Here is a 22,011-nt window from a genome sequence, read left to right on the forward strand (position 1 = left end):
TGTTTATTCATACAATGGATCAAAGTGACTATAACTTGAACTGTCCCACCATTCCCTTCAAATCCTCAGCCAATCTTGCCAGACCACTGGCCGCCTGCGACGATTCTCTGGCACCCCGCGCGGTCTGTTGAACCACCTCAGCCATGTGATGCATGTTGTTGCTGATGTCACTGGTTGTAGCAGTCTGTTCTTCGGCTGCGGTTGCGATCTGACTGACCTGCATGGTTACAGCATTTATTTGTTCAAGAATTTCCTGAAGAGAGGATCCCGAGCGGCTTGCTTCAATGGTTCCACTTTCAACTTCTTTCACTCCATCTTCCATAATTGAAACTGCGCCTCTTGTCTCTTTCTGAATCCCCCTGATCATGTCGCTGATTTCTTTGGTTGCTCGTGTGGTTCGCTCTGCCAGCGCCCGTACCTCGTCAGCCACGACGGCAAATCCGCGTCCCTGCTCTCCAGCGCGGGCAGCTTCGATAGCGGCATTAAGCGCAAGGAGGTTTGTCTGGTCAGCAATGTCTTCTATTGTTCCTACGATCGCGCCGATTTGATCAGAGCGGGTACCCAGACTCTCCACCGTTCTGGCAGATGTCTGAACCTTGTCTGCAATTCTTGACATGACCTGGACAGTCCTGCTCACCACAACTACTCCGTCAGTAGCCACCAGGCTTGCCTGCCTCGATCCCTCGGCAGCATGCGAACAGCTTTGAGCAATATTATCGGCTGTTGCAGACATTTCTTCTCCTGCAGTCGCCACTGTCCCAGCTTGTGCAGCCACCTCTTCAGATGCAGTAGCCATCTGCTCGGACGTTGAATGAAGCTGTGCGGATGCCGATGCGACCTGATCTGAAGTGCTTGATAGGCGCAGCATGATCTGGCGAAGATTTTCGACCATATGCTTTGCCGATGCATTGAGTTTACCGATCTCGTCTGTACGGTCCTCATCAATGATTACCGCCAGGTTTCCATCTGCAATAGTTCGATTAAGCTCGACTGCCTTGCCCAATGGAACGGTAATGCTAAGGGTAATCATCACACCGATAATCGCCGCACTTAGCAGAGAAACCACCAGTGTACCCAGCAGCATATATTCGGCATGTTTTGTTGCCTGCTCGACTGAATTGCCTGCCTGCTCGACTTCTTTCGCCTGAATATCGATAAATTTGGATACCAGATCGAAATATGAAAGCTGCAACGGCTGGAACTTTTGCAAAGCCTGTCGAGCTTCATCCTTGTTTCCTGCTTCAATTGCTGCCATGACAGCTTTCTGTGCGGCAATATAATTTGCTCTTTGTTCCTTTATGGATGCAATAACCGCCTTGGCTTCAGGGGTGGTAATGTCCTTTTCCAATTTCTCATACAGGTCATTGACGTGCTTTCGCGTTCCCGCCATGATCATCAGTTCCTGCTTCACTTCAGTGGGGTCATCAAGAATAATGGCATTTCTCAATGCTCTTGCTGATATGTTTATATTATCTTTAATGTCATGCAGCATGACGACCTTAGGCCATTTGTCATCGGTAATTATGTCTACCTTTTTGTTTATAAGCGAGTAACTGCGCATGGAGATCATTGTTATCACGATCATGAGCAGAAGCATGATCGAAAATCCAATAGCTAAACGCGCTCCGATATTAAATTTTGTCGTCATAACCACATCCTTTCACAAGCCTGCCTGATTGGTAATTGCCATTTTAATTAACATGCAATCTGAAAGCTGTAAATTGATTATTCAGACGCATTTACCAGCGATACATTGTTCTCTTTCTTGCCGACAGCAGTGAAATAATTCAAATGCCATAACTTTAATATTTATTTTTAAAGTCCTTCTTTTTTTATCCAATCTTTTTTTTTGCCAACCTCCCTTTTATCCAGTGAAATTCCAGGAGAAGCACTTTAAAACCAACAAGATCTTTAATTAGATTAAAAGTATATTGCCTTCACGCAAACGTCTTCAGGAGGTGTCCTGGGTGCCATTAACCCATTCCCTTCAATCAGACCTACTGCTATTTTTTTATGAATACATTTTGTGTGTTATCCTGTTCTACTTAAATAGTCTCCTGATTTACACCACACTCCCAGCAATTTCAGACAATCATGAAAGCTTTTTCATGCATGCCGCTCTGCCAGATTTCCTTAAATATAGAAAAGGCCGAAGGATTTTCTCCCTCGGCCTCTGTATCAGTCTTTTGTAGCCGTTGAAAGATTGCTTAAATCTCGTAGGCGAACGGCTTCTCCTCCTGACGGAAAAATTCAGCGTAGATGGCGCTTCTCACCTGGGTGAACTCATAGCTGCCACGGTCACGGGGACGTGGAAGATCAACCGGAATGATCCGCTTGATGGTTCCCGGCCGGTTGGACATGATTACTACACGATCACCCAGGAAAACAGCTTCATCGATGTCATGGGTAACCAGAATCATGGTGGCCTTTTCCGCTTCCCAGATCTTGAGAACTTCCTGTTGCATCTGGATTTTGGTTAGCGCATCCAGCGCACCGAAAGGTTCATCCAGAAGCAACGCTTCGGGGCGATTTGCCAAGGCTCTGGCAATGGAAGCCCTTTGCGCCATCCCCCCGGAAAGCTGATGGGGATAGGCTCCTTCGAAATCCTTCAATCCCACAAGTTCTATGTGTTCATCAACTGATTCCCAATCGTCTTTGGAGGTGACATTGCCCAACCCGAAAGCCACGTTCTGACGAACAGTCAACCAGGGAAAGAGTCTGTGCTCCTGAAACACGACGCCGCGCTCAAGTCCGGGCCCCTTGATGCGTGCACCATCAAACAGTGCTTCACCCTCATATTCGGTATCCAGCCCGGCAATAATTCGCAACAGCGTGCTCTTTCCGCAGCCGCTCCCGCCAATGACGCTGATAAATTCTCCCTGCCGCACCGAGAGATTGATATTCTGCAGGGCAGTCACTTCAGATCCATTTACCTGGAATCTCCTGGTGAGGCCGCGGATATCCAGCACCGATTCTTTACCCGTCGTGGATACGCTTGTGCCGTTCATATTCCCACCCCCCTCTGCCTGAGCAACCGATTGCCACAACGCTCGATCATCAGGTCGGTGAGTTTCCCGAACAGGGCAAAGAGTACGATGCTGGCAATGATGACCGAGGCCCGGCCGGTCATTTGACCATCAATCATCAGGAAGCCGAGACCTTTGCTTGCTCCCATGATCTCGGCCGCCACCACAAACATCCATCCCAGACCAAGGCCGCTGCGCAAGCCGACCAGGAAAGCAGGCAGTGCAGCGGGCAAAATGACCCGCCGCACCAGTTGCAGTTTGTTGAGCCGGTACACGTGCCCCACCTCAATCAGCTTTCGATCTACATTCAGGATGCCGCTTAACAGGTTCAGGTACACCGGGAAGAACACTCCTACTGCTATCAGGGCTATCTTGGAGCTTTCATGAATGCCGAGCCAGAGCAGAAAGAGCGGCACCCAGGCCATGGATGGGATGTTGCGCAAAGCCTGGATAGTGGGATCGACAAGTTCCCGTATCAAGGGTGTCGAGCCGGCGATGCCGGCCAGAAGCGTTGCCAGCACTGCACCAATCAGAAAACCGGCCACAACTCGTGCCACGGTAATGCCGATGTGATGAAACAGCTCTCCCCCCTGCAGCAGCTCAACCAGTGTACCGGCAATGGAGAGCGGCGCCGGGAACCAGTTGGCGGCAAGCAGGCCGGCCCGTGACAGCAACTCCCAGACAATCACAAACACGACAGGAAGTAATGCTCCCACCCATTTACGGGGCAATCTTCCGGTCAGTCCGGAAACCCGGAAACGGCTGGCAGACGCATCCGGTGGCAGCGATAGTACTGTCTCTTCTGGCTGGTAACCATTACCCATGACGTAGTCCTTATTTTGCGGTTATGCCGTACTGCGGATCAATCAAGGCATTTACGATGGCAGGCACATCAACATCTTTCTTGATGACACCACTCTTTTTGAGAACATCCCCGGCTGCTGCAATGGTTGCCTTCTGTTTATCCCCTATGACAGGGCCAGACAGGTCGGTACGCTGGATAACACGGGTTGCCACCGCGTCATTGAGTTTGGCATCACGGGCAAGGATCTTTTTGAATTCTGCAGGATTCTGCAACGCCCAGGTACGGGCCTTCTCGTAGGCAGCAATCACCTGTTTAACTTGAGCCGGGTACTTCTTTGCAAATTCCTCACGAACATTGAGCACGCCATAGGTATTCAGATCGGCATTGCGGAAAAAAAGTTTCGAACCCTTATCGACTTCCGTCGAAGCCATGAGTGGATCAAGCCCGGCCCATGCGTCAACATCACCCTTTTCAAGAGCATTGCGGCCATCAGGATGCTGCAACGGTACTAGTTCGATATCTTTTTCTGAAAGTCCAACACTGTCCAAAGCACGCAGAAGGAACACGTGCGGATCAGTGCCGCGGGTTACGGCGACTTTTTTCCCTTTGAGATCCTCGATCTTCGCAATGGGGCTGTCACTACGCACCACCAGAGCGGTCCATTCCGGCTTGGAGTACACATACACCGATTTGATCGGGTTACCGTTTGCTTTGCCTATCAGAGCTGCTGCCCCTGCAGTTGAACCGAAATCGGCGCTTTTGCTGTTCAACAACTCCAAAGACTTGTTGCTGCCCAGGCTATGGATCCATTCCACCTTGATGTTATCCTTGGCCAAATCTTCCTCGAGGAATTTCTTTTCCTTCAACACAAGGCTGACCGGGTTGTAATAGGCGAAGTCGATTTTGACGATTTCAGGTTTGGTGTCTTTCTTTGCGCATCCGCTTGTCATGGCGATTGACAAGAGGGCGATTGATGCCATCAGTGCAGTAAGAAACAGTTTACGCGTCATTGACATTCTCCTTTGTATTGCGGACATGCCGCATTAAATTCAATAGATTCTTGTGCCCGAAGATCCGTGCGTCCGCTGGTGAACCCAGCTTTTGTACTCGGGATCATCGGGATTTTTATCGAGCGCTTCACGTTCCTTGAGGTATTTCCCGATGTTGGTGCTTTCGTACAGTTTCCTGTCATCGCCTATGGGGCATACCTTGCAGCAGATTCCGCACGGCCAGCGATTCTCTTTGCGCAATTCAATATGGTAATTGGTACAGGCGGTCATATCCATGTCGGCAATGATCGAGTCCTGCCGTGTAGTGAATGCATCGGATGGACAAAGTTTGCGGCACACATCGCACTTGATGCAGATGTCCTTTTCAATCACAGGGTCTCCCTCCAGCTTGAGGCTGGTTAACAGTGAGACCATGCGGACCCGTGGACCGAACTCCCGGGTGATCAGGTTGTGGTTGTAGGCAATTGTTCCCTGGCCGGCGTATTTCGCGGCAAAAACATGGCTGAAGCAGCCCTGGTATTTGTTCAGCAAAATTTCCAGATTTCCGTAGCCATCCCGGGGCATGAAAATGGAGGAGTGACCACGATCATTGAGCCAGACCGACAGACGAAAGCCGATCTGATCCAGCAGACTGTTGGTCGTGTTATACATCTCCTGATAATTGATGGATGGAGTGCTTTCCAGCACCGGCAACAGCATCGGCACACCGATCACGATCACCGTTTCAACCTTATCCCACAGCGCTTTTGGCCGATAATCAGGCCCCACTTCGCCGTATTCGTCCCAACGCTGGGCAGGTGCAAAATTCACCAGACTGGCACCAAGGCTTTTAGCCTGACGAATTATTTTTCCCTTCATCCCTTTCGGTTCCATTCCTGTCTCCTCAGCTTTCTGATCTACTACAACGAAACTACTTAATCCATAAATTTAGTAGACATTAAACATAACTCCACTGTAATTGTCAACAAAAAAACGTGTCAATCATAGCTCCCATCAGAGCTACACCCGCCCCTTTTTAAAGACAGCATCCATCCCCAAAGAGGTAGTTTTTATTCTTGAAATCTCAGTTAAAACACGACAAACTACTGATCCAATGCGACATTTAAATACAACCCCGAGAGCCACGCCCAAAAAAACAGATTACAACCATAGCACCCTGTCAACAAACCATGACAACCAGATTCTCCTCACGCAGAAGAAATTCTATTTAAAAAACAACCTATACCACATCAACTAACTCGGAAATAAAAGAGGGCGATTTCAAAGGTCAACTGGACTCATTTGCTGCGCTCGCGGGCTTGAATCTCAAAGTGGTTGTGCCAGTACGGGCTACGCCGGTGAATCAGCTGCAAGAGACTGGATGTCCCATAAGCCAAAAAGAATAATGGCCCCCAGCGTTCATATTGTTGAACATGAATTCGCTCATGTGCGCCAATGATAGCGAGCTCTTCTCTAGTGACGGCCAGAATGACATGACCGAATACGATGCCGCGACAACTCAGGTCGCGTGCACGCCTGCCGCAATCAGCAAGGCTGTCGCGAAAGGTGACCTCCAATGCTCCGGAGGACCATGAGACCTTGGCACCAGCAACTAAAAGAACTGCGGTGAGAACAAGCCCCACCGCAGAACAAGGTAAAACCCAAACCAGCTTTGCAAATTTCAAATCAAGCATCTTGGTATTGTGTCCCAAACAGCCTCTAAACCTATGCTAAGTGGTCGGATGAAGCGACGGCAACGCTTTCAGGTCAGGTATGGACAGCACCTCTTCCTTTCAGGGCACGGTATATTACCAATAAAAGAATAGAACCGCCGATCGCCAGCAGCAGGCTCCCTATGTTAAAACCTGTGACATCTCCCAACCCCAATACAGACCCGATGAATCCACCCAGAAAAGCACCCGCTATCCCTAGCAGAATGGTAATAAAGAATCCTCCAGGGTCTCTGCCAGGCATGATGAACTTTGCGAGAGCGCCAACTATCAATCCCATTACTATCCAAGATATAATTCCCATGGCTAGCTCCTTTGAAATTCAGTCTCAGTTTGAACAAACGAACTATTTTACATGCAACATTTTCCGTAAATAGCTGAAGAGTTTCGCTCACCTCCCTTCTGTTTTTTATCACAGCATGCTTTCTGAACATGTGGGAAGAAGACCAAAATGATTGATCCCATAAGAAAATGGTATCTCCATGTGCAGGTAGCGTCAAGGGGGCTTTCGGGTAGATTCAGGGTAGGAAACAGAAATATTGTAGTAGCTATGATCCTAATAATAAAACCTAGTCAATCTTCTGAAACAGGCCAGAACACTGCCGGTACTCCGATAGTTCCCCGGCGTTCAATTCAAAATACCAGCCATGGAGCGAAAGGGTGCCGTCAATCACCCGCTGATTGATCCAGGGGAAGGAGCGGAGATTCTCCAGCGAAACGAGAATGGCTGCCTGCTCGGCAGCCCGTTGCTGCAGCTTTGTATCTTTGCCCGGTAATTCCGCCAGCACCTTCTCTCGTGCCGGCGCGGCGATGGACATCCAACTGGAAATGAAGCCGTCCCCCTTGCAGCCGCAGTTTCCGGCCATCAGAGCATTAATGCCGCCGCACTGGGAGTGGCCAAGCACGATGATGTGCTCCACCTCCAGGTAGCAGACGGCAAACTCCAGGGCGGCACTGACGCCATGCCGGCCGCCATCTTCCTCGTAGGGTGGCACCAGATTGGCCACGTTGCGGACGGTAAAAATATCACCCGGCGCGCAGTTGGTCAGGATAGCCGGATCGACTCGCGAATCCGAACAGCCGATGATCATGGTCTTGGGACTTTGTCCCTGCTTAAGTCGCTCAAATTGTGAGTTTTCCGGGCCGAAATAATCTTTCTGGAAGCTACGGAAACCGGCTACAAATCGTTCGAGATCTTGCATTATGAAGAGCTCCTGTCGTTTTATCAGTTCATTCAGTCAATTTTGCCAGAGCCTCGTCAGCGGTCAGGTCATAGCGTTCACGCTCTCGCCGTGCCGCCTCTTCCAGCGCCCGATCAATTTCCGAGCTATCCGGGGGGACGTTTATTTCAAGATAAACCACTGGTATTGCCTGGAATAACTCATGAAATAGCAACCTGGAGACGTTTGGGTTGTAGGGATATATAAAGAGATTACAGAAATTAAAAAAGACTTCATCTTACACACGTTTGGGTTCCTATGAAGAAGACTACTGGGATTTCGGGGTCAGGGGGACACAAAGAGCCCTTTCCGGTCGTAAACTAGATAATTTTCAGTCCTCGCAGCAGTATGACAACGATGACCACCGGTGCAACATATTTCAACAGAAACAGAAAGGTGCTGATGATGTGTCGGTTGGCAAGGACGCCGTCGTTGGAAAGCGCCGCCCGCACCTTTTCCTCTCCCCAGACCCAGCCTGCAAAGAGGCACAGAAAGAGTCCCCCGATCGGTAGCAGCAGATTTGAAGTAAGGAAATCGTAGAAGTCGAACATGGTCATGCCGAAGAGCTTGAACCCGGCCAGCATGCTATTTGAGAGCGCCGCTGTGGATCCGATCAGGGCGAGTGTTACTGCGGTGATAACGGTCGCCTTGATTCGGGATAACGCAAAACGCTGATGCAGATAGGCGACCGGCACCTCCATGATGGAGAGCATGGCGCCGGTCGATGCTATGGCGCCGAGCACAAAGAATAGTGTCACGAAGATGTTCCCGAGAGGCATCTGGGAAAAAACAGCCGGAATCGTGATGAAGAGCAGCGCCGGACCAGCCTCCGGCTTGAAGCCAAAGGTGAATACCGCCGGAAAGATTGCGATTCCCGCCAGGATAGAAACGGTCAGATCGGCAAACATGACGCGCAAAGCGGTCATCGGTACATCCTGGTCGTCTCTGAAGTAGCTCCCATAGGTGATCATGGTCCCCATGCCGACTGAAAGCTTGAAAAAAGCAAGCCCCATTGCAGTCAAAACTACTGCGCCGGTTACCTTGGAGAAATCGGGATGAAACAGAAAATCGAGCCCCTGGGCGGCGCCGGGCAGCATCAGACTCCGGATACCGATCATGACCAGGATCATGAAGAGAACAGGCATCAGCCTCTTGGTTGTGGTCTCGATCCCCTTGGAGACACCCAGGGCAATTATACAGCCAACGAAAATGATCACGAAGAGCTGCCAGAAAACCGACTGGACTGGATCAGTAACCAGCTTCTCGAAAGCGGCCGAGGTTATCTTGGGGTCTGTCGATAGCACGCTCCCTGCCGCTGACTTGAATACGTATGCGAAGACCCAGCCAGCCACCTCGGTATAGAAAGCTAGAATCAGGAACGCCGACAGGACTCCGACCGCACCGATCAGGCCCCAGGTTTCCCGCTGCGGATACAGTACCCGGAAGGTGGTCAGAGCGTCGGATCGGGAACGGCGCCCAAGCATGATCTCGGCGATCATCACCGGGAGCCCCGCCATAAGCGTAGAGAGCAGATAGATAATCAGGAAGGCCGCCCCGCCGTTCAACCCGGTCAGCGCGGGAAATTTCCAGATGTTGTCCAGACCGACTGCCGAACCGAGAGTAGCGGCCAATACGCCGAATCCTGATGTAAAGCTGTCGCGTGTAATTGCTGTCTTGTTTTTTTCCATTACCAGGAACCTCTTTCCAATTCTGCAGGCTAGTCAAAATGTCACATTAATACACTATACAAGGTTTGCTTCCCTGGAAGCAAAGGGTTCAGTTCCCGGTAAAGAATCAAAGATAACGGTGGTGTCTTCGAAGGAGATCATCTCCATCCGGCGGTCATGTTTTTCTGCACGGTCTTGGTGCTGAAACCGAGATTTTGTGTTTGAGGGAAAGGTCAATTCAATGACGGAGCAGAGTTTATAGATTTAACCTGATGTTCCCGTGAAGCGGGATTCGTTCAACGGTATCGACCCCCGGTATTCTGGGGGTCGTACGTAGGTGGTGGGCTCTTATATTTTTTCACAACATTTAAACATCGATTCTCAAGCAGAGGGTTGATTCTGGACCATCAGCATCTGTGCAGGCATGGGAGCAGGGAAGCCGGCAGAAGACAATGACTCTCTGATTGTGCGGTTGGAATCGAAATAGACCTGCCAATAATGGTCGTTGTGACAAAACGGCCGCACGGCAAGGATTGGCCCAACCAGATTGAAGTCCAGAATTTCAACTTCTACGGGTGGTTGTGCAAGAACGTTTGGAATCGCAGCCAACTTCTCCCGAAGCAGCAGCATAGCGGCCGCATGATCAGCATTGCCTGCAAGCTGGCATTTCAGCTCTACTCTTCTGTAATCATTAGCTGCATAATTCTGGATATTGTCTCCGAAAATCTTGGCATTCCCGACAAGTGTTAAAACATTATCCGGTGTGTTGATTGTCGTCACAAAAAGCCCGATCTCTTTAACGGTGCCGGTCACCCCTGCTGCGGTGATAAAATCACCAACCCGGAAGGGATGCAAAACAACCAGAAATATTCCAGCGGCCAGGTTAGAAAGCAGCCCTCCCCACGCAGCACCGATAGCAATACCAATTCCGGCAACAAGAGCGGCAAACGTGGTTGTCTGAAATCCGCAATAACCCAGGATTGCAACTACCAATATAATATTCAGGGTAACCGATAAAAAGTTTCCGATGTAACGCATCAGGGTCGGATCAACCTTTTGCTTCTCCATAACCTTTTGCAACATACCACCGGCAACACCGATCAACCAACGTCCGACCAGCCAAAACAAAATCACAGCGACAATCTTGGAGCCCACTTCAGTCAAATACGTCACCGCCATCTGCTGATACTGATTGATATTTTCCATGGCTAATCTCCTTTGAGTTATGCCGCCGCACACCACTCCATCCGTTAGACAACCTCCTCAATTCTCGCAAGCGCTGCCGCAACCGTCGGAAAACCAATCGTACTTGTCAAAACAATAATGGCATGTCGCACTTCTTCAAGTGAAGCACCCGCTTCCAATGCCCGCAGAGCATGGCTGCGCAACGCCCCTTTTGAACCGATTGCAGCCGCGGCGCCCAGCTTAATGAGCTGCACAGCTTTTTCATCCAGGGGCCCTGCATTGCGCGCAGCATTGCCCAGTGCCTCAACAGCCTCTATCAATTCGGCATGACGCTCCTTCAGTTTCAGATAATTCTGCGATGTATCGTGGGACATAGTATCCTCCTTTTTGTTGAACCTATGGGGGTAGCTCTAGAGCACCGTACCTAATTCCTATGTATCTTAGGCCCAATGGCACGTGCAATATGAGCCATGCGCGGAAGCTAATGGAATGATATTAACAAGTCAAGCGGCAATTAAATATGGATGTCTCCAGAATTTACTCATCGGATAAAGAAGGAAAATAAAAAGGGACAGGCTCATCAGCTCCTGTCCCTTTTCATGTCAGGCGATACATTGAAGATCAGGAAAATTTCCCCTGAAAGAACTCAAGCCCCTTTTCCAAAAGGCCTCCTTCGGGGATAGTCCCATCAGTGGTAAATTTGTCCACGACACCGGGAAGATATTCGGCAAGTTTAGAGGATATGTCCTCCTGGGAAAGCCCTGTCTTTTCGGCCAGGTTTTGAATCAGGTCACTCCCCAACCCTTCCTTGATTTTGACGTCCCATGAGTAAAGGCATCAGGGACAACAAAGATCATGCCACAGATCTCCGATTCTTCAGTAATTGCCTGACATTGATTAGAAAGTAAACGCCGTGGCTTGAGTGGCCCATGTCGATTCTGGTCAAACATCGAACGATTGCATGTAATCAGGGATGACTATATTTTCGAGTCCCAGCTCATTGCGCAGGGCATCGGTCAGGCTCGCAGAGGCATCGTCTTCACCATGGACAATAAAGGTCTGTTGTGGCTTCTTGTTCATGACACGCACGAAATTTATGAGTCCATCCCGATCGGCGTGGCCGGAGAAGCCGGTCAGGACCTCCACCCTGGCACGCACCTGGAACTCCTCCCCGAAAATGCGGACAAGCTTCTCGTTTTCAACGAGGCGGCGACCGAGTGTATTGGGCGCTTGCCAGCTGGTGAAGAGTATGGTGTTGCGCGGGTCCTCGATGCGGTTGCGCAGATGATGGAGGATCCTGCCACCCTCCAGCATGCCGCCGGAGCTGATGATAACCACCGGGTTTTTCATGCTGTTGAGAGCCTTTGATTGCTCCACCGACTGAGTGTACTGGAGACGGCCAAAGCCAAAGGGATTATTGTCGTCGTCGGTCAGCAAAAACTCGCGAATTTCATCATCGAAGACCTCAGGATGAAGGCGGAAGACATCGGTGGTGCGGGTTGCCAGCGGGCTGTCGATGAAGATTGGCAGATCAGTGATGGCCCGCTTGCTGTGCAGCTTGTGAAGGGCGTAAACCAGCTGCTGCGTACGGCCGACGGCAAAGGCAGGAATCAGGAGTGATCCACCCCGGCTGACAGTTTCATTGACGATTCGTTCCAGCTCCTTTTCCGACTCGGGGAAGTCCGGGTGCACGCGGTTGCCGTAGGTGCTCTCCATAATCAGGATATCGGCGCCGGCGCTGATCGGTACGGGATCGCGAATGATGGGGACATCCGGCCGGCCGATATCGCCGCTGAACACGACGCGGCGTTTTTTACCGGAGTCCTGCTCCTCGATCTCGAGAACCACATGGGCGCTGCCCAGCATATGGCCGGCATCCACCAGGGTGAGAACAATGCCCGGAAAGAGCTGGTGGGGGCGGTTATAGCTGAGGCCGACGAACTGATTCATGGTCCTGGCCACATCGGCCCTGGTGTAGAGCGGCTCGAAGGGCTGCTGGCCCTGCTTCTGGCGCCGCCGGTTGACGAACTCCACGTCCTTTTCCTGGATAGAGGCGCTGTCCATGAGCATCACTGCGCACAAATCCCGGGTTGCCGAGGTGCAGAAGACATCGCCCGTAAATCCGTTTCTGACCAGACAGGGGATCCGGCCCGAGTGATCGATGTGAGCGTGGCTAAGAATCAGGCAGTCGATGTTCTTGCCCGTGCAGAATTCGCTGCGGTTCCTCTCAAAGGATTCCTTGCGTTTGCCCTGAAACAGGCCGCAATCGAGCATGATTGTTTTGCCGTTCACCTCGAGCAGGTGTTGCGAACCGGTCACGGTATGGGTGGCGCCATTGAAGGTGATTCTCATGTGTTACCCCTTTCATGGAGATTACTGCTTACCCTTTTTAGATGTGTAAAGGTGACGTAAATGCGGACGGGTGGCGCGAAGCCACCCGCCATAGAAGTGATGAATTATCAAGATCGTTCATACTATTGCCGTTTCGTGAGCGTGATTCTTATTTCTTCTCTATTTTTTGGTGTTCGGAAATTTAGCAGCAAATGTCTTTTCACTTGTTTCCATCATACGTTTTCCCTCTGAAATCATCACATCTGCTTCTTCAATTTTATCCTTTCCTTCCTCAATCATTTTCTGCCCTTTTTTCTTTAACTCCTCACCTTCGATAAGCAGGCTATTTCCCTCATTCCAATTTTTAGCCAGCTCCTGGGCAGTTTCACCTTGGACAAGCATGTTGTCGCCTATGGTGGGCTTGGAACTCGCACAACCACCAGCAAGCATGGCAAAAATGATAAAGCATACCTTGACCCAACACGATTTTTTCATGACTTCTCCTTTAAAAAAAACATTTCGAGTTTGGATCCTTCGGTTACCCCCTGCGTTATGAGATGCGCCCATCATTCCATCTCCAACCGCTCATAGGTCAGGACCATCTCTTCCATTGCAACGTCGGTACCTTTTGCATTGAGTGGCCCACTCGTATGCTTGATTATTCGCGCCCGCCTGAGGAGCCATGTCTGCACTACGGCGGTACGATCTTCGTTAAGCAATTGTATTACGACATTACGGTAGGCGTGCTGATCTCCGTTACGAATCTGGTCCAGCCATTTGTACAGATTGAGAGAGCCGATAATGCCGCGCTTCAGGGTCACGTCCGTGCATTTATGCAATCCGGTTATCTTGCGGACACTGTTCTCCTTCTCATTGCCGTTACGGTATTCAATCACCGAAACTTCCATGCCTATGCCGCTGATCTCCTGAAAACCGGCCTCAGGCCCATCAGTATTGCCATCCCCAAGATCCACCAGAAAATTGAACTGTCCATAGGGACACTCTCGTAAAATAGCCATAGATCCTCCTGTTTAGATGTTGGTTAGCTCTGCAATTCCTTCTTACGACATGCTCATGCTGTCGAATGCCAGGATTACGGTTTCCATGATGATGCCGCTCTCCAGGGCGCGCAATGGTGAATAGCAAAGACTGACCGGTCTAACGTTGGTAAACCGCCAGGTCAGCACCACAGCAGACTGGTCGTCACTGAGCAGCTCGATTTTCATGGTGCGCCGCTTTGGTGCCTTTCCCTGGCGAGCCTTGTCCCACCAATCGTACAAATCCAGGCTGCCGATCACGCCACGTTTCAAAATAATATGGTTGCTTGGAGCAATCTCAGTTGTTGTAAGGGGTGTGATCGTAGTTGGGTAGTCCTGAGACAATGCAGTTTCGCCGACAGTGAACGGTGGGAAGATGACTTCCGCAAATCCCATGGACACCGACCTGCTATCACCCCTACCAAAATCAACGAGAAAATTCGAATTGCCGTAAGGTCTATCTCTTGTCACAGCCATAGATTCCTCCTCTCCTGAAATACATGATTCTCCTGTCAAGTGTCGGCACTATACGCAAACCCATCCAATCTGAGAATTAAAATTTTCAAGTAATTCAGCAACGTCTCCTCCGCAAAAACTCTCATCCGAAGGTCGCATAGAAGGTCGTTGTGGTGTCTTCAAAGAGGATGAACCACCTCGATCAGCCGTGCTTGTTCTGCAGTGTCTTGGTAGTGATAGCCTGAATTTACGTAACTGGGGTGAAGGTTAATGTGATGTGATGGGAGCAGAAATTTATCAAGGTTGAATAACATCTGGTTGCTTTGCGGCTGGGGATAATTGTCTTCAAAAAGTAGTAATTAGGTTGGCGTCCAAGGGCTTGGTTATGTCGCCCATTCCTTACATATCGCTTACAATTCGCCCAAATGAGTCGACTTGTTCCCAATCAGTGAACTCCACTATGGCGTTGGGGTCAGTTGGTCCCTTGGTCATCCACATGATAAGTCGAATCATAAAGCGATCAATAAAACTGTAACTCGGATAATCAATTTTCCCGGCAAAAACAGCCAACTCTCTGGGCTTCCATGATATTCGTTTGAGAAATTTTTGCAGGTATGGATTTTGTTCGGGTTTGCTCTTTTCAGCTTTCCTCGCAACGACATTCACTGAAAAAAATGCATTAGGTTTGCTCTCCAGAAGTTGTCTGTTCTTCTCGATGAAGCTGACAATCTGCGGGCTGTGTTTTCCATAGCGGATACTGGCTCCGATGACTATTTTATCGAAAGCAGCCACGTCAATTTCTGGTTCTTCCTGAATGGAAACGGCTGTGACTTGATGCCCCTGCTGCTCAATAAGCTGTTGCAGTCTATGACATATCTTCCTTGTCTGCCCATCTGTGGTGGAGTAGATAATCAGAACTTTGGACATATTCCTGTTAAATCCCTTTCGTGTATTTATTCCCCTCTGGGTTCTCAACTTTCAGAGGAAGCACAACGGCCCGCCAGGTAATCCTGACGGGCCGTTTTCATCAAAAAGGGTGACACTGTAGTTCCCGCCAAAACCTAAAGTTAAAGCTTAATCATTGAACACATATAAATGAAAATGACGTGTGTGTAGTTTCTGACTCAAATATGAGAGTGTCAGGAAATGTCGAGTCTATCGGAGCCGTGCAACGAACTGTAAAATCATTTGCATTGGGGAGACCAACAAGCCGGCAATTGGATATCATGGGCCTTGAAATTCCGTCATCCACTGGTGTTACCGTGCAATATGGTGCTGTGCCAAAGGGGGATGGGTTAAATGAGATGGTTACAACGCCAGGAGACACGTCACTGGCGGTAAAGCCGGTGCCAGTGACATTAAGATCATGATCATGATCAAAATCGGTATTATGGGCAACGGTTCCAAACACGGCGGCCTTTATGGCTCCCCCCCCTGCCGGTCCCTGTGGCCCAACCGGCCCGGTATCTCCTGTTAAACCCATGGGACCAACAGGGCCCTGAGGTCCAGCTACTCCGGCAGAACCAGTAGCACCTGTGTCTCCCTTAGGCCCTTGAGATCCTGTTACACCAGCAGGGCCAGCAACACCTGTATCCCCTTTGGGCCCTTGAGGTCCTGTTGCACCAGCAGGGCCCTGAGGTCCTGTTGCACCAGCAGGGCCCTGAGGTCCTGTTGCTCCGGCAATGCCTTGGGCCCCTACAGGACCGGCAACACCGGCTGGTCCTGTAGCGCCTGTTTCACCCTTAAGCCCCTGAGGCCCAATTGCACCAACCGGTCCCTGGGGTCCAGCTACTCCGGCAATGCCTTGTACCCCAACAGGACCAGCAACACCTGTATCACCCTTGGGCCCTTGAGGTCCGATTGCACCCACAGGGCCCAAGGGTCCAGGTACTCCAGCAGGACCAGTTGGACCTGCAGCACCAGTGTCTCCTTTAACCCCCTGGGGGCCTGTTGCACCGATGGGGCCTGTAAGTCCCTTCGGTCCAACGGGGCCCTGTGGACCGACAACACCCTGAGGACCTGCCGGTCCCTGTGCTCCCTGCGGTCCAACCTCATTCCATGAGATTGGTATTTCCGAATTATTGTTACACTGATCAGGACCGCTCACTACCTTAACAATCCCTGCAGACTTCTGGTAACAGGCATAAATTGTTGCTGTATGACCTACTCGTGGTAATCCCGCAATGGCTGGAAAAACAAGGCTTATACTGATGACTGCTGTTTTTAACTTTTTCACTCTCTCTCCTTTGTAATTGATGTTGTTGTTTCAAAAATGACGTTTAGCCGATGACCCAACTCTGCTCTCAGCTGATTCTTTAAATCAAACCCTGAGCCATAATTAAATCGTTCGGGCAGATTTTCAGCCATGTTAGAAATAAGGATTTTTAGTTTACAGCAGGCGGGCAGCACTTCGATCTTTTGATTTGCGGTATAAAAATGACCTATTGCCTGAACCAGCATCAGGAACAGATTACTCAGAATGATATACAAGTTATTATTAAAAATGTCTATCACAACTATTAATCAATTTACTAACAGACTCTTAAGGCACTTCCCTAGGCACTTCATCATCGCCGAGTATTCGTCCACCATGTGTTCCCTGTCCATATTCCTTGCGCATCTCGGACGTTACTGCATCGTTCACGAATGCCATGTACCTTTTACGAGCGGAACCAACCTTACTGCCAAAACAAGACAAAACCCAATCCGTTGCATCGACGAGCAAAGCCTTGTAACGCCCATGAAAAAGATGCCCGATTCTGTTGTGGCGGCGGTTCAGCCAGGTGGTATAGCGCAACGTCAGGGTTATGAATGATACGGGACAGGGGAACTTCGCCAACCTGAACAAGTAAATGAACATGATTGGTCATAAGGCAAAACGCATGAATACGATGAGCGAACCGCTCGACTCCCTGCCCGATGAGATCAGTGATGCCACCTACGTCTGTTCCTGAACATTTTCGTAAGATGTAGCAATACGGTCCCGACCGCTCTGTTTCGCTCGATAAAGAGCGTCGTCTGCTCTTTTTAGCGCGCCTATAATGCCATTGTCACCTGTACTGATACAGGCGACTCCGAGGCTGATCGTAACATTCACTTCATTATCTTCGATCGCAATAGGTGTTTCCCGGATAGCCATTCTCAGCCGCTCGGCCGTGATGACAGCCTCCGAAAGGTCGGCATCCATAATAATCGCTAAAAACTCCTCTCCGCCGTAACGACCCATAACATCATAGGTGCGAAGAACACCTGCAATCCGTTCAGCGACGACGCGCAAAACTATATCTCCACCCGGGTGTCCGTACTGGTCGTTGACCTGCTTGAAGTGGTCAATGTCGATCATGATGAAGGCGCTCGAGGCTTCTGCTCCCTGCTCTCGGAATCGGAGGCAACGCCGGAACTCTTCTTCCGCTCTTATGAGAATATGGCGACGATTCCACAACCCGGTAAGTGCGTCCGTCATAGCAAGGCGTTTCAGTTCGGACTGTGCTTCATCAAGCTTTTGTGCAGATTTACGCAGGACGACAAGGGACGCGCTGAAAACAATGATAAGAATGAAAGCCAGAAAAACGGCTGTCATTTGGACTGCAGTCACAATCTTGCCGTGCATTTTTGTTACGTCCATGTAGATCTCGAAGGAGCCGATGACCTTTCCTCGTGAATCTCGAATCGGAATGTACGTCTCGACTACGTCGACATCAATGACTTTCTCGCCCGCAAGATCGTGTAGCTTTTTATTCGTCTCAAGATGGGAATCCGGAACACCAACAAGTGCACGCTGTAGACGGTGGTTCTGCAAATCTTGCTCTCCGATAATCTTTTTGTCAGTGCTGTACACGATTATTTTGTCGGCATTGTATACTTTTATTTTTACAATACTGAAGGATGATAAAAATTCTTTCATACGTTGGTCGAGATCAGGCATCTCGTGCGGAGCTATAGCAACTCTGGATCGTGCCCCTTCTTTCCGGATCAGTGCATCCGATTCATGACTCATCAGTGCGGTTGCGACACCGACAGCATAATCTTCGTTGGTGTCGGTAATGTGGTTTAAATAGACGCGGTAGACGCCGATGCAGGTAAAGACGATAATCAGGACAATTGAGACTGTTGCTGTTAAAAGAAGGGACTTGATCAAATCTCTGGTGTGAGTGCTAGAAGGGTTAATCATGGCGGCTCCTGTAAAATTCTAATAAATTAATATTATCGACAGGAGTGACCAAATCTTTAGGCGGCAGGCTTGACTTTCTGTCATTCAGCCCCTCACAGCTACTATTGCAACATTGTGGTCAAAACCGCAAACATTAAAAATGTTTTACTTAAAGAGACATCATTTTACAAACCACTGCTCGATCCCCGCCCTTCCTACTCATCCAAAAACCCAACCCACCTCACCCGCAGGGTGCAGACCCCAAACTCTTCCTCCACCATTCCCTTCAGCAGATAAGGGCGCTTCTGGGACAGCTTGCGGCAGAAGCGGCTGTACACATCCGGGAAGAAAGTCGCGTCGAAGATGGCGGTGGTGTCTTCAAAGGAGATGAACTCCATTGGACGGCCGTGCTTGTCCTGCACAGTCTTGGTGGTGATCCACCAGCCGACCATGGTCACGGGGCGGCCGGCGTGGTTGTGCATCTCGCAGGCGCGCGTGGGCTTGTGCCGCAAGAGCGCCTTGCGGTGGAGGGAGAGCGGGTGGCGGGATACCAGCATGCCCAGGGTTTCGCGCTCCTGGCGCAGCACCATGGCCTCATCGTAGGCGGGGGGAGACGGCAGTTCCTGGACCTGGGGTTCTTCAAACAGCAGTCCGCTCCCCGAGGGGCGGCTTACGTGTTGGAGCAGTTCCCAGAGCAGGGACGGACGTCGCTCTTTACCTTCCAGGCTGTCAAAGCAGCCGCCTGTAACCAGTCGTTCCCCATCTGCACGATCGATCCTCACCCGCCGCAGAAAATCGGAAAAACTTGAAAAACTGCCCCGCTCAGTCCGCTCGTGCAGCAGCCTGTCCGCACCATCCCGGGTCAGTCCCTGGATCTGCATCAGGCCGATGCGAACGCTCCCCTCTCCTCCGGTATAACAATAGTCGCTGGCATTGATATCCGCCCCCAGGATCGACAAGCCCAATCGCTTGGCTTCCGAAATATAGGCGAAGGTGGAGTAGTAGCCCCCCTGGTTGGAGATAACCGCGGCCATGAATTCAGCCGGATGATTGGCCTTCAGATAGGCGGCCTGGGCGCTGACCATGGCATAGCTGGCCGAATGGGGCTTGCAGAAAGAATAGCCTGCAAAGGAGAGGATCTGATTCCAGGTGGATTCGAGCACCTGCCGGGGCACTCCCAGCCCCTCCCCCCCCTCGAAGAAACGGCGCCGGAAATCCTCCAGCTTCTTCTCCTTGTGCTTCTTGCTCACGATCTTGCGCAGCTGATCCCCTTCAAAGACTGAAAAGCCGGCCAGTGCCATGGCGATCTGGGTGATCTGTTCCTGGTAGATGGCAATGCCGTAGGTTTCGTCCATCACGCCGCCCAAGAAGGGATGAACCGACTGCCACGCCTTGCCGCGCACCCGGGCCACATATTCCAGCACCAGCTTGTTGGCCGCCGGTCTGATCAGCGATGAAACCTGTACCAGCACCTCGAACAGATCGGCCGCCAGAGCCTGCCGATCCGGGCGCTCCCCCCAGACCTTCCTCAGCACCAGGCGGATCGAGGGTGATTCGACGTAGAAACAGCCCATGGTGGCCCCGCGCCGGAAGAGCAGACGGGTCTTCTCATCGGCCAGCGGATCCCATGAGGCGAAATCTATGGCGACATCCTTTTGTCCGATAACCGACAAAGTATCGCGAATCACTGCCAGAGAACGATTGCCGAGGATGTCGATCTTCACCAGCCCGCTATCTTCGGCCTGATCCTTTTCCCACTGGATCATCGGCAGTCCCTTGGCAGAGATCTCCACCGGCACATAACGACGGATCTCGTCCGGCACGATCACCAATCCCCCGCAATGCAGCGACAAATGGCGCAGATGCCCTTTCAGCCGCCCGGCCACGCCGATGATCTCCTCCCACTCCCGGGGCAGCTGCTCCCCCTCGAACAGGGGATGACCGTGGACCGCCCCGGCGGCCCGGTCCGCCCTCCAGAAACCGGAAATCCGCTCGGTCACTTCCTTGATGTCAACCTCGGGCAGACCGTAGACCTTGGCCACCTCCCGTAGCGCTCCCCTCCCCTTGAAGCCGACCTGGTTGGAAACCATCGCCGCCCGCTCCACGCCATAGCGCCTGAAGGCGAAATCAAGAATGGCATCGCGCTCATCCCAGGGGAAATCGATGTCGATATCCGGGGGATCGGTGCGCCCCTCATTGAGGAAGCGCTCGAAGAAAAGGTTGTGGCGGATCGGGTCCACATGGGTGATTTCCAGGCAATAGGCCACCAGTGAAGCTGCCGCGCTGCCCCGGCCGCAGGTGCGTTTGGACTGGCTGACGATCTCCTCCACCACCAGGAAATAGTGGGCAAAACCCTTCAGCCTGATGATGGCCAACTCCTTGGTCAGGCGCGCCTCCACCTGTTCGTCGATGCAGCCGTAGCGGCGCAGCGCTCCTAGCCGGGCGCGCCGCTCCAGCTCGGTGAAAGCCTGGTCATCTTCCAGACTGCGGAAAGCGGGGAATATAGTGCGGGAAAAGTCCCAGTCGCTGCGGCAGAGATCAGCCACCAGCCGGGTGTTTGCCAGCGCCCGGGGGCATTCGGGAAAGAAGCGGGCAAGCTCCGGGGGCGCCATCAAAAAGTCGCGCTCCTTGGCGCATTCCTCGGCTTTCAATCGGGAAAGCTTGCTGGTGAGATGGATCGCCCGCAGTACCCGGTGCAGGTGGATGTCCTCCTGTTCCAGGAACAGCGCCCGGCAGGTCGCCACCGGCGGCAGGCTCAATTCCTCGGCCAGCGCAAGGGCTGCGGACAGGTTGTGCCCCGGGGAGACTTCAACGAAGAGATTGCTGCGCTCTTCGGCAGCGAGAACGGTGAGCAGATTGCGATCGTCACTGATGACCACCAAACCCTGACGGTAGCGGCTCAGGGCGGCTGGAAGCTCGAACCCCTTGCAGCAATGCAGGTCGGACAGCAGTCGGCAGAGGTTAGCGTAACCCGTTTCATCCCGGGCCAGCAGCACAGCCCGGTGCCTGTCAGTCACCGCTTCGGCCCCGATCAGCGGCGCGATCCCTGCTTCTCGGGCAGCAGCGATAAAGCGCGGGATGGCATACAGACCGTTGCGGTCGGTCAGGGCCAGGGTGGTCAGCCCCATGTTTCGTGCAGCAACGCAGAGCGCCTCGGGGGAATGGATGCCCCAGGCTGGAGAAGAAGAGGAATGTACGTGGAGATGAACGAAGTCGTGCATGGGTTTAGGTCAGGTTGAGGTTGAGGTTGAGATTCAAGCTCCCTCTCCCCTCAGTGGTGTATAGACCGGAGTCAAGGGTTACAGATGTTCGGGGACATAGGTAACAGTTTTTGCTTCAATGTTTGATGTCATTAAGGCTTATCTCTTTCAGCTTTTGATGGCAAAAATGAACTGAATAGATGCCATCGGTGTTC

22 protein-coding genes are annotated in these 22,011 nt (G+C 51.4%); all 22 read right to left on the reverse strand.

Going from position 1 to position 22,011, the window contains the following annotated elements; genetic code table 11:
• Window positions 1-28 precede the first annotated feature (28 nt).
• The 22 genes from KJB30_RS01810 to KJB30_RS01910 all read right to left on the reverse strand — a co-directional run bounded on the left by KJB30_RS01810 (window position 29) and on the right by KJB30_RS01910 (window position 21,817).
• Entirely contained in the window at window positions 29-1,648 is a 1,620-nt protein-coding gene (locus KJB30_RS01810) for a methyl-accepting chemotaxis protein (protein ID WP_214296204.1), read from the reverse strand.
• 559 nt (window positions 1,649-2,207) lie between these two features.
• Window positions 2,208-3,008: an ABC transporter ATP-binding protein gene (locus tag KJB30_RS01815; RefSeq protein WP_214296205.1), complete on the reverse strand. Its 801-nt coding sequence runs from the start codon at window positions 3,006-3,008 to the stop codon at window positions 2,208-2,210.
• Window positions 3,005-3,850 (reverse strand): ABC transporter permease, encoded by an 846-nt coding sequence (locus KJB30_RS01820; protein ID WP_214296206.1) that lies wholly within the window; start codon window positions 3,848-3,850, stop codon window positions 3,005-3,007. The genes KJB30_RS01815 and KJB30_RS01820 overlap by 4 nt, the downstream gene beginning before the upstream one ends.
• Window positions 3,851-3,860: 10 nt before the next feature.
• Window positions 3,861-4,841: an aliphatic sulfonate ABC transporter substrate-binding protein gene (locus KJB30_RS01825; RefSeq protein ID WP_214296207.1), complete on the reverse strand. Its 981-nt coding sequence runs from the start codon at window positions 4,839-4,841 to the stop codon at window positions 3,861-3,863.
• 39 nt (window positions 4,842-4,880) lie between these two features.
• Window positions 4,881-5,714 (reverse strand): hypothetical protein, encoded by an 834-nt coding sequence (locus KJB30_RS01830; protein ID WP_214296208.1) that lies wholly within the window; start codon window positions 5,712-5,714, stop codon window positions 4,881-4,883.
• 404 nt (window positions 5,715-6,118) lie between these two features.
• Window positions 6,119-6,532, reverse strand: a complete 414-nt coding sequence (locus KJB30_RS01835; protein WP_214296209.1) for a hypothetical protein — start codon at window positions 6,530-6,532, stop codon at window positions 6,119-6,121.
• Window positions 6,533-6,587: 55 nt separating this feature from the next.
• Window positions 6,588-6,854 carry a GlsB/YeaQ/YmgE family stress response membrane protein gene (locus KJB30_RS01840; protein WP_214296210.1) on the reverse strand — a complete coding sequence of 89 codons (267 nt, stop codon included), beginning with the start codon at window positions 6,852-6,854 and terminating at the stop codon, window positions 6,588-6,590.
• Window positions 6,855-7,119: 265 nt separating this feature from the next.
• Complete coding sequence (locus tag KJB30_RS01845; RefSeq protein WP_214296211.1) at window positions 7,120-7,752, reverse strand: carbonic anhydrase; 633 nt, start codon at window positions 7,750-7,752, stop codon at window positions 7,120-7,122.
• A gap of 28 nt (window positions 7,753-7,780) precedes the next feature.
• Entirely contained in the window at window positions 7,781-7,912 is a 132-nt protein-coding gene (locus KJB30_RS18190; RefSeq protein WP_281415419.1) for a hypothetical protein, read from the reverse strand.
• Window positions 7,913-8,090: 178 nt separating this feature from the next.
• Window positions 8,091-9,458, reverse strand: a complete 1,368-nt coding sequence (locus KJB30_RS01855) for a sodium-dependent transporter (protein WP_214296212.1) — start codon at window positions 9,456-9,458, stop codon at window positions 8,091-8,093.
• Between the two features lie 360 nt (window positions 9,459-9,818).
• On the reverse strand, window positions 9,819-10,643 hold the full coding sequence (locus KJB30_RS01860) for a mechanosensitive ion channel family protein (RefSeq protein WP_214296213.1): 825 nt from the start codon (window positions 10,641-10,643) through the stop codon (window positions 9,819-9,821).
• 44 nt (window positions 10,644-10,687) lie between these two features.
• Entirely contained in the window at window positions 10,688-10,996 is a 309-nt protein-coding gene (locus tag KJB30_RS01865; RefSeq protein WP_214296214.1) for a carboxymuconolactone decarboxylase family protein, read from the reverse strand.
• A gap of 247 nt (window positions 10,997-11,243) precedes the next feature.
• Complete coding sequence (locus tag KJB30_RS17925) at window positions 11,244-11,423, reverse strand: YidB family protein (RefSeq protein ID WP_246545416.1); 180 nt, start codon at window positions 11,421-11,423, stop codon at window positions 11,244-11,246.
• A 141-nt stretch (window positions 11,424-11,564) separates the two neighbouring features.
• Window positions 11,565-12,974, reverse strand: coding sequence for an MBL fold metallo-hydrolase RNA specificity domain-containing protein (locus KJB30_RS01870; protein ID WP_214296215.1), 1,410 nt, complete (start codon window positions 12,972-12,974; stop codon window positions 11,565-11,567).
• A 159-nt stretch (window positions 12,975-13,133) separates the two neighbouring features.
• Window positions 13,134-13,448 carry a hypothetical protein gene (locus tag KJB30_RS01875; protein ID WP_214296216.1) on the reverse strand — a complete coding sequence of 105 codons (315 nt, stop codon included), beginning with the start codon at window positions 13,446-13,448 and terminating at the stop codon, window positions 13,134-13,136.
• Between the two features lie 71 nt (window positions 13,449-13,519).
• Window positions 13,520-13,972: a phage tail protein gene (locus KJB30_RS01880; protein ID WP_214296217.1), complete on the reverse strand. Its 453-nt coding sequence runs from the start codon at window positions 13,970-13,972 to the stop codon at window positions 13,520-13,522.
• Window positions 13,973-14,014: 42 nt separating this feature from the next.
• Window positions 14,015-14,467: a phage tail protein gene (locus tag KJB30_RS01885; protein WP_214296218.1), complete on the reverse strand. Its 453-nt coding sequence runs from the start codon at window positions 14,465-14,467 to the stop codon at window positions 14,015-14,017.
• A gap of 378 nt (window positions 14,468-14,845) precedes the next feature.
• Window positions 14,846-15,373, reverse strand: coding sequence for a menaquinone-dependent protoporphyrinogen IX dehydrogenase (gene hemG, locus KJB30_RS01890; RefSeq protein WP_214296219.1), 528 nt, complete (start codon window positions 15,371-15,373; stop codon window positions 14,846-14,848).
• Window positions 15,374-15,524: 151 nt separating this feature from the next.
• Window positions 15,525-16,682 carry a collagen-like domain-containing protein gene (locus tag KJB30_RS01895; RefSeq protein ID WP_214296220.1) on the reverse strand — a complete coding sequence of 386 codons (1,158 nt, stop codon included), beginning with the start codon at window positions 16,680-16,682 and terminating at the stop codon, window positions 15,525-15,527.
• 442 nt (window positions 16,683-17,124) lie between these two features.
• Window positions 17,125-17,316 (reverse strand): hypothetical protein, encoded by a 192-nt coding sequence (locus tag KJB30_RS18340; RefSeq protein WP_437179714.1) that lies wholly within the window; start codon window positions 17,314-17,316, stop codon window positions 17,125-17,127.
• Between the two features lie 68 nt (window positions 17,317-17,384).
• Window positions 17,385-18,617: a GGDEF domain-containing protein gene (locus tag KJB30_RS01905; protein ID WP_214296221.1), complete on the reverse strand. Its 1,233-nt coding sequence runs from the start codon at window positions 18,615-18,617 to the stop codon at window positions 17,385-17,387.
• Window positions 18,618-18,811: 194 nt separating this feature from the next.
• On the reverse strand, window positions 18,812-21,817 hold the full coding sequence (locus KJB30_RS01910) for a DNA polymerase III subunit alpha (RefSeq protein WP_214296222.1): 3,006 nt from the start codon (window positions 21,815-21,817) through the stop codon (window positions 18,812-18,814).
• Window positions 21,818-22,011: the final 194 nt, after the last annotated feature.

Origin of the sequence: Pelotalea chapellei (assembly GCF_018531195.1) — a bacterium.
Taxonomy (GTDB): Bacteria; Desulfobacterota; Desulfuromonadia; order Geobacterales; family Pseudopelobacteraceae; genus Pelotalea; species Pelotalea chapellei.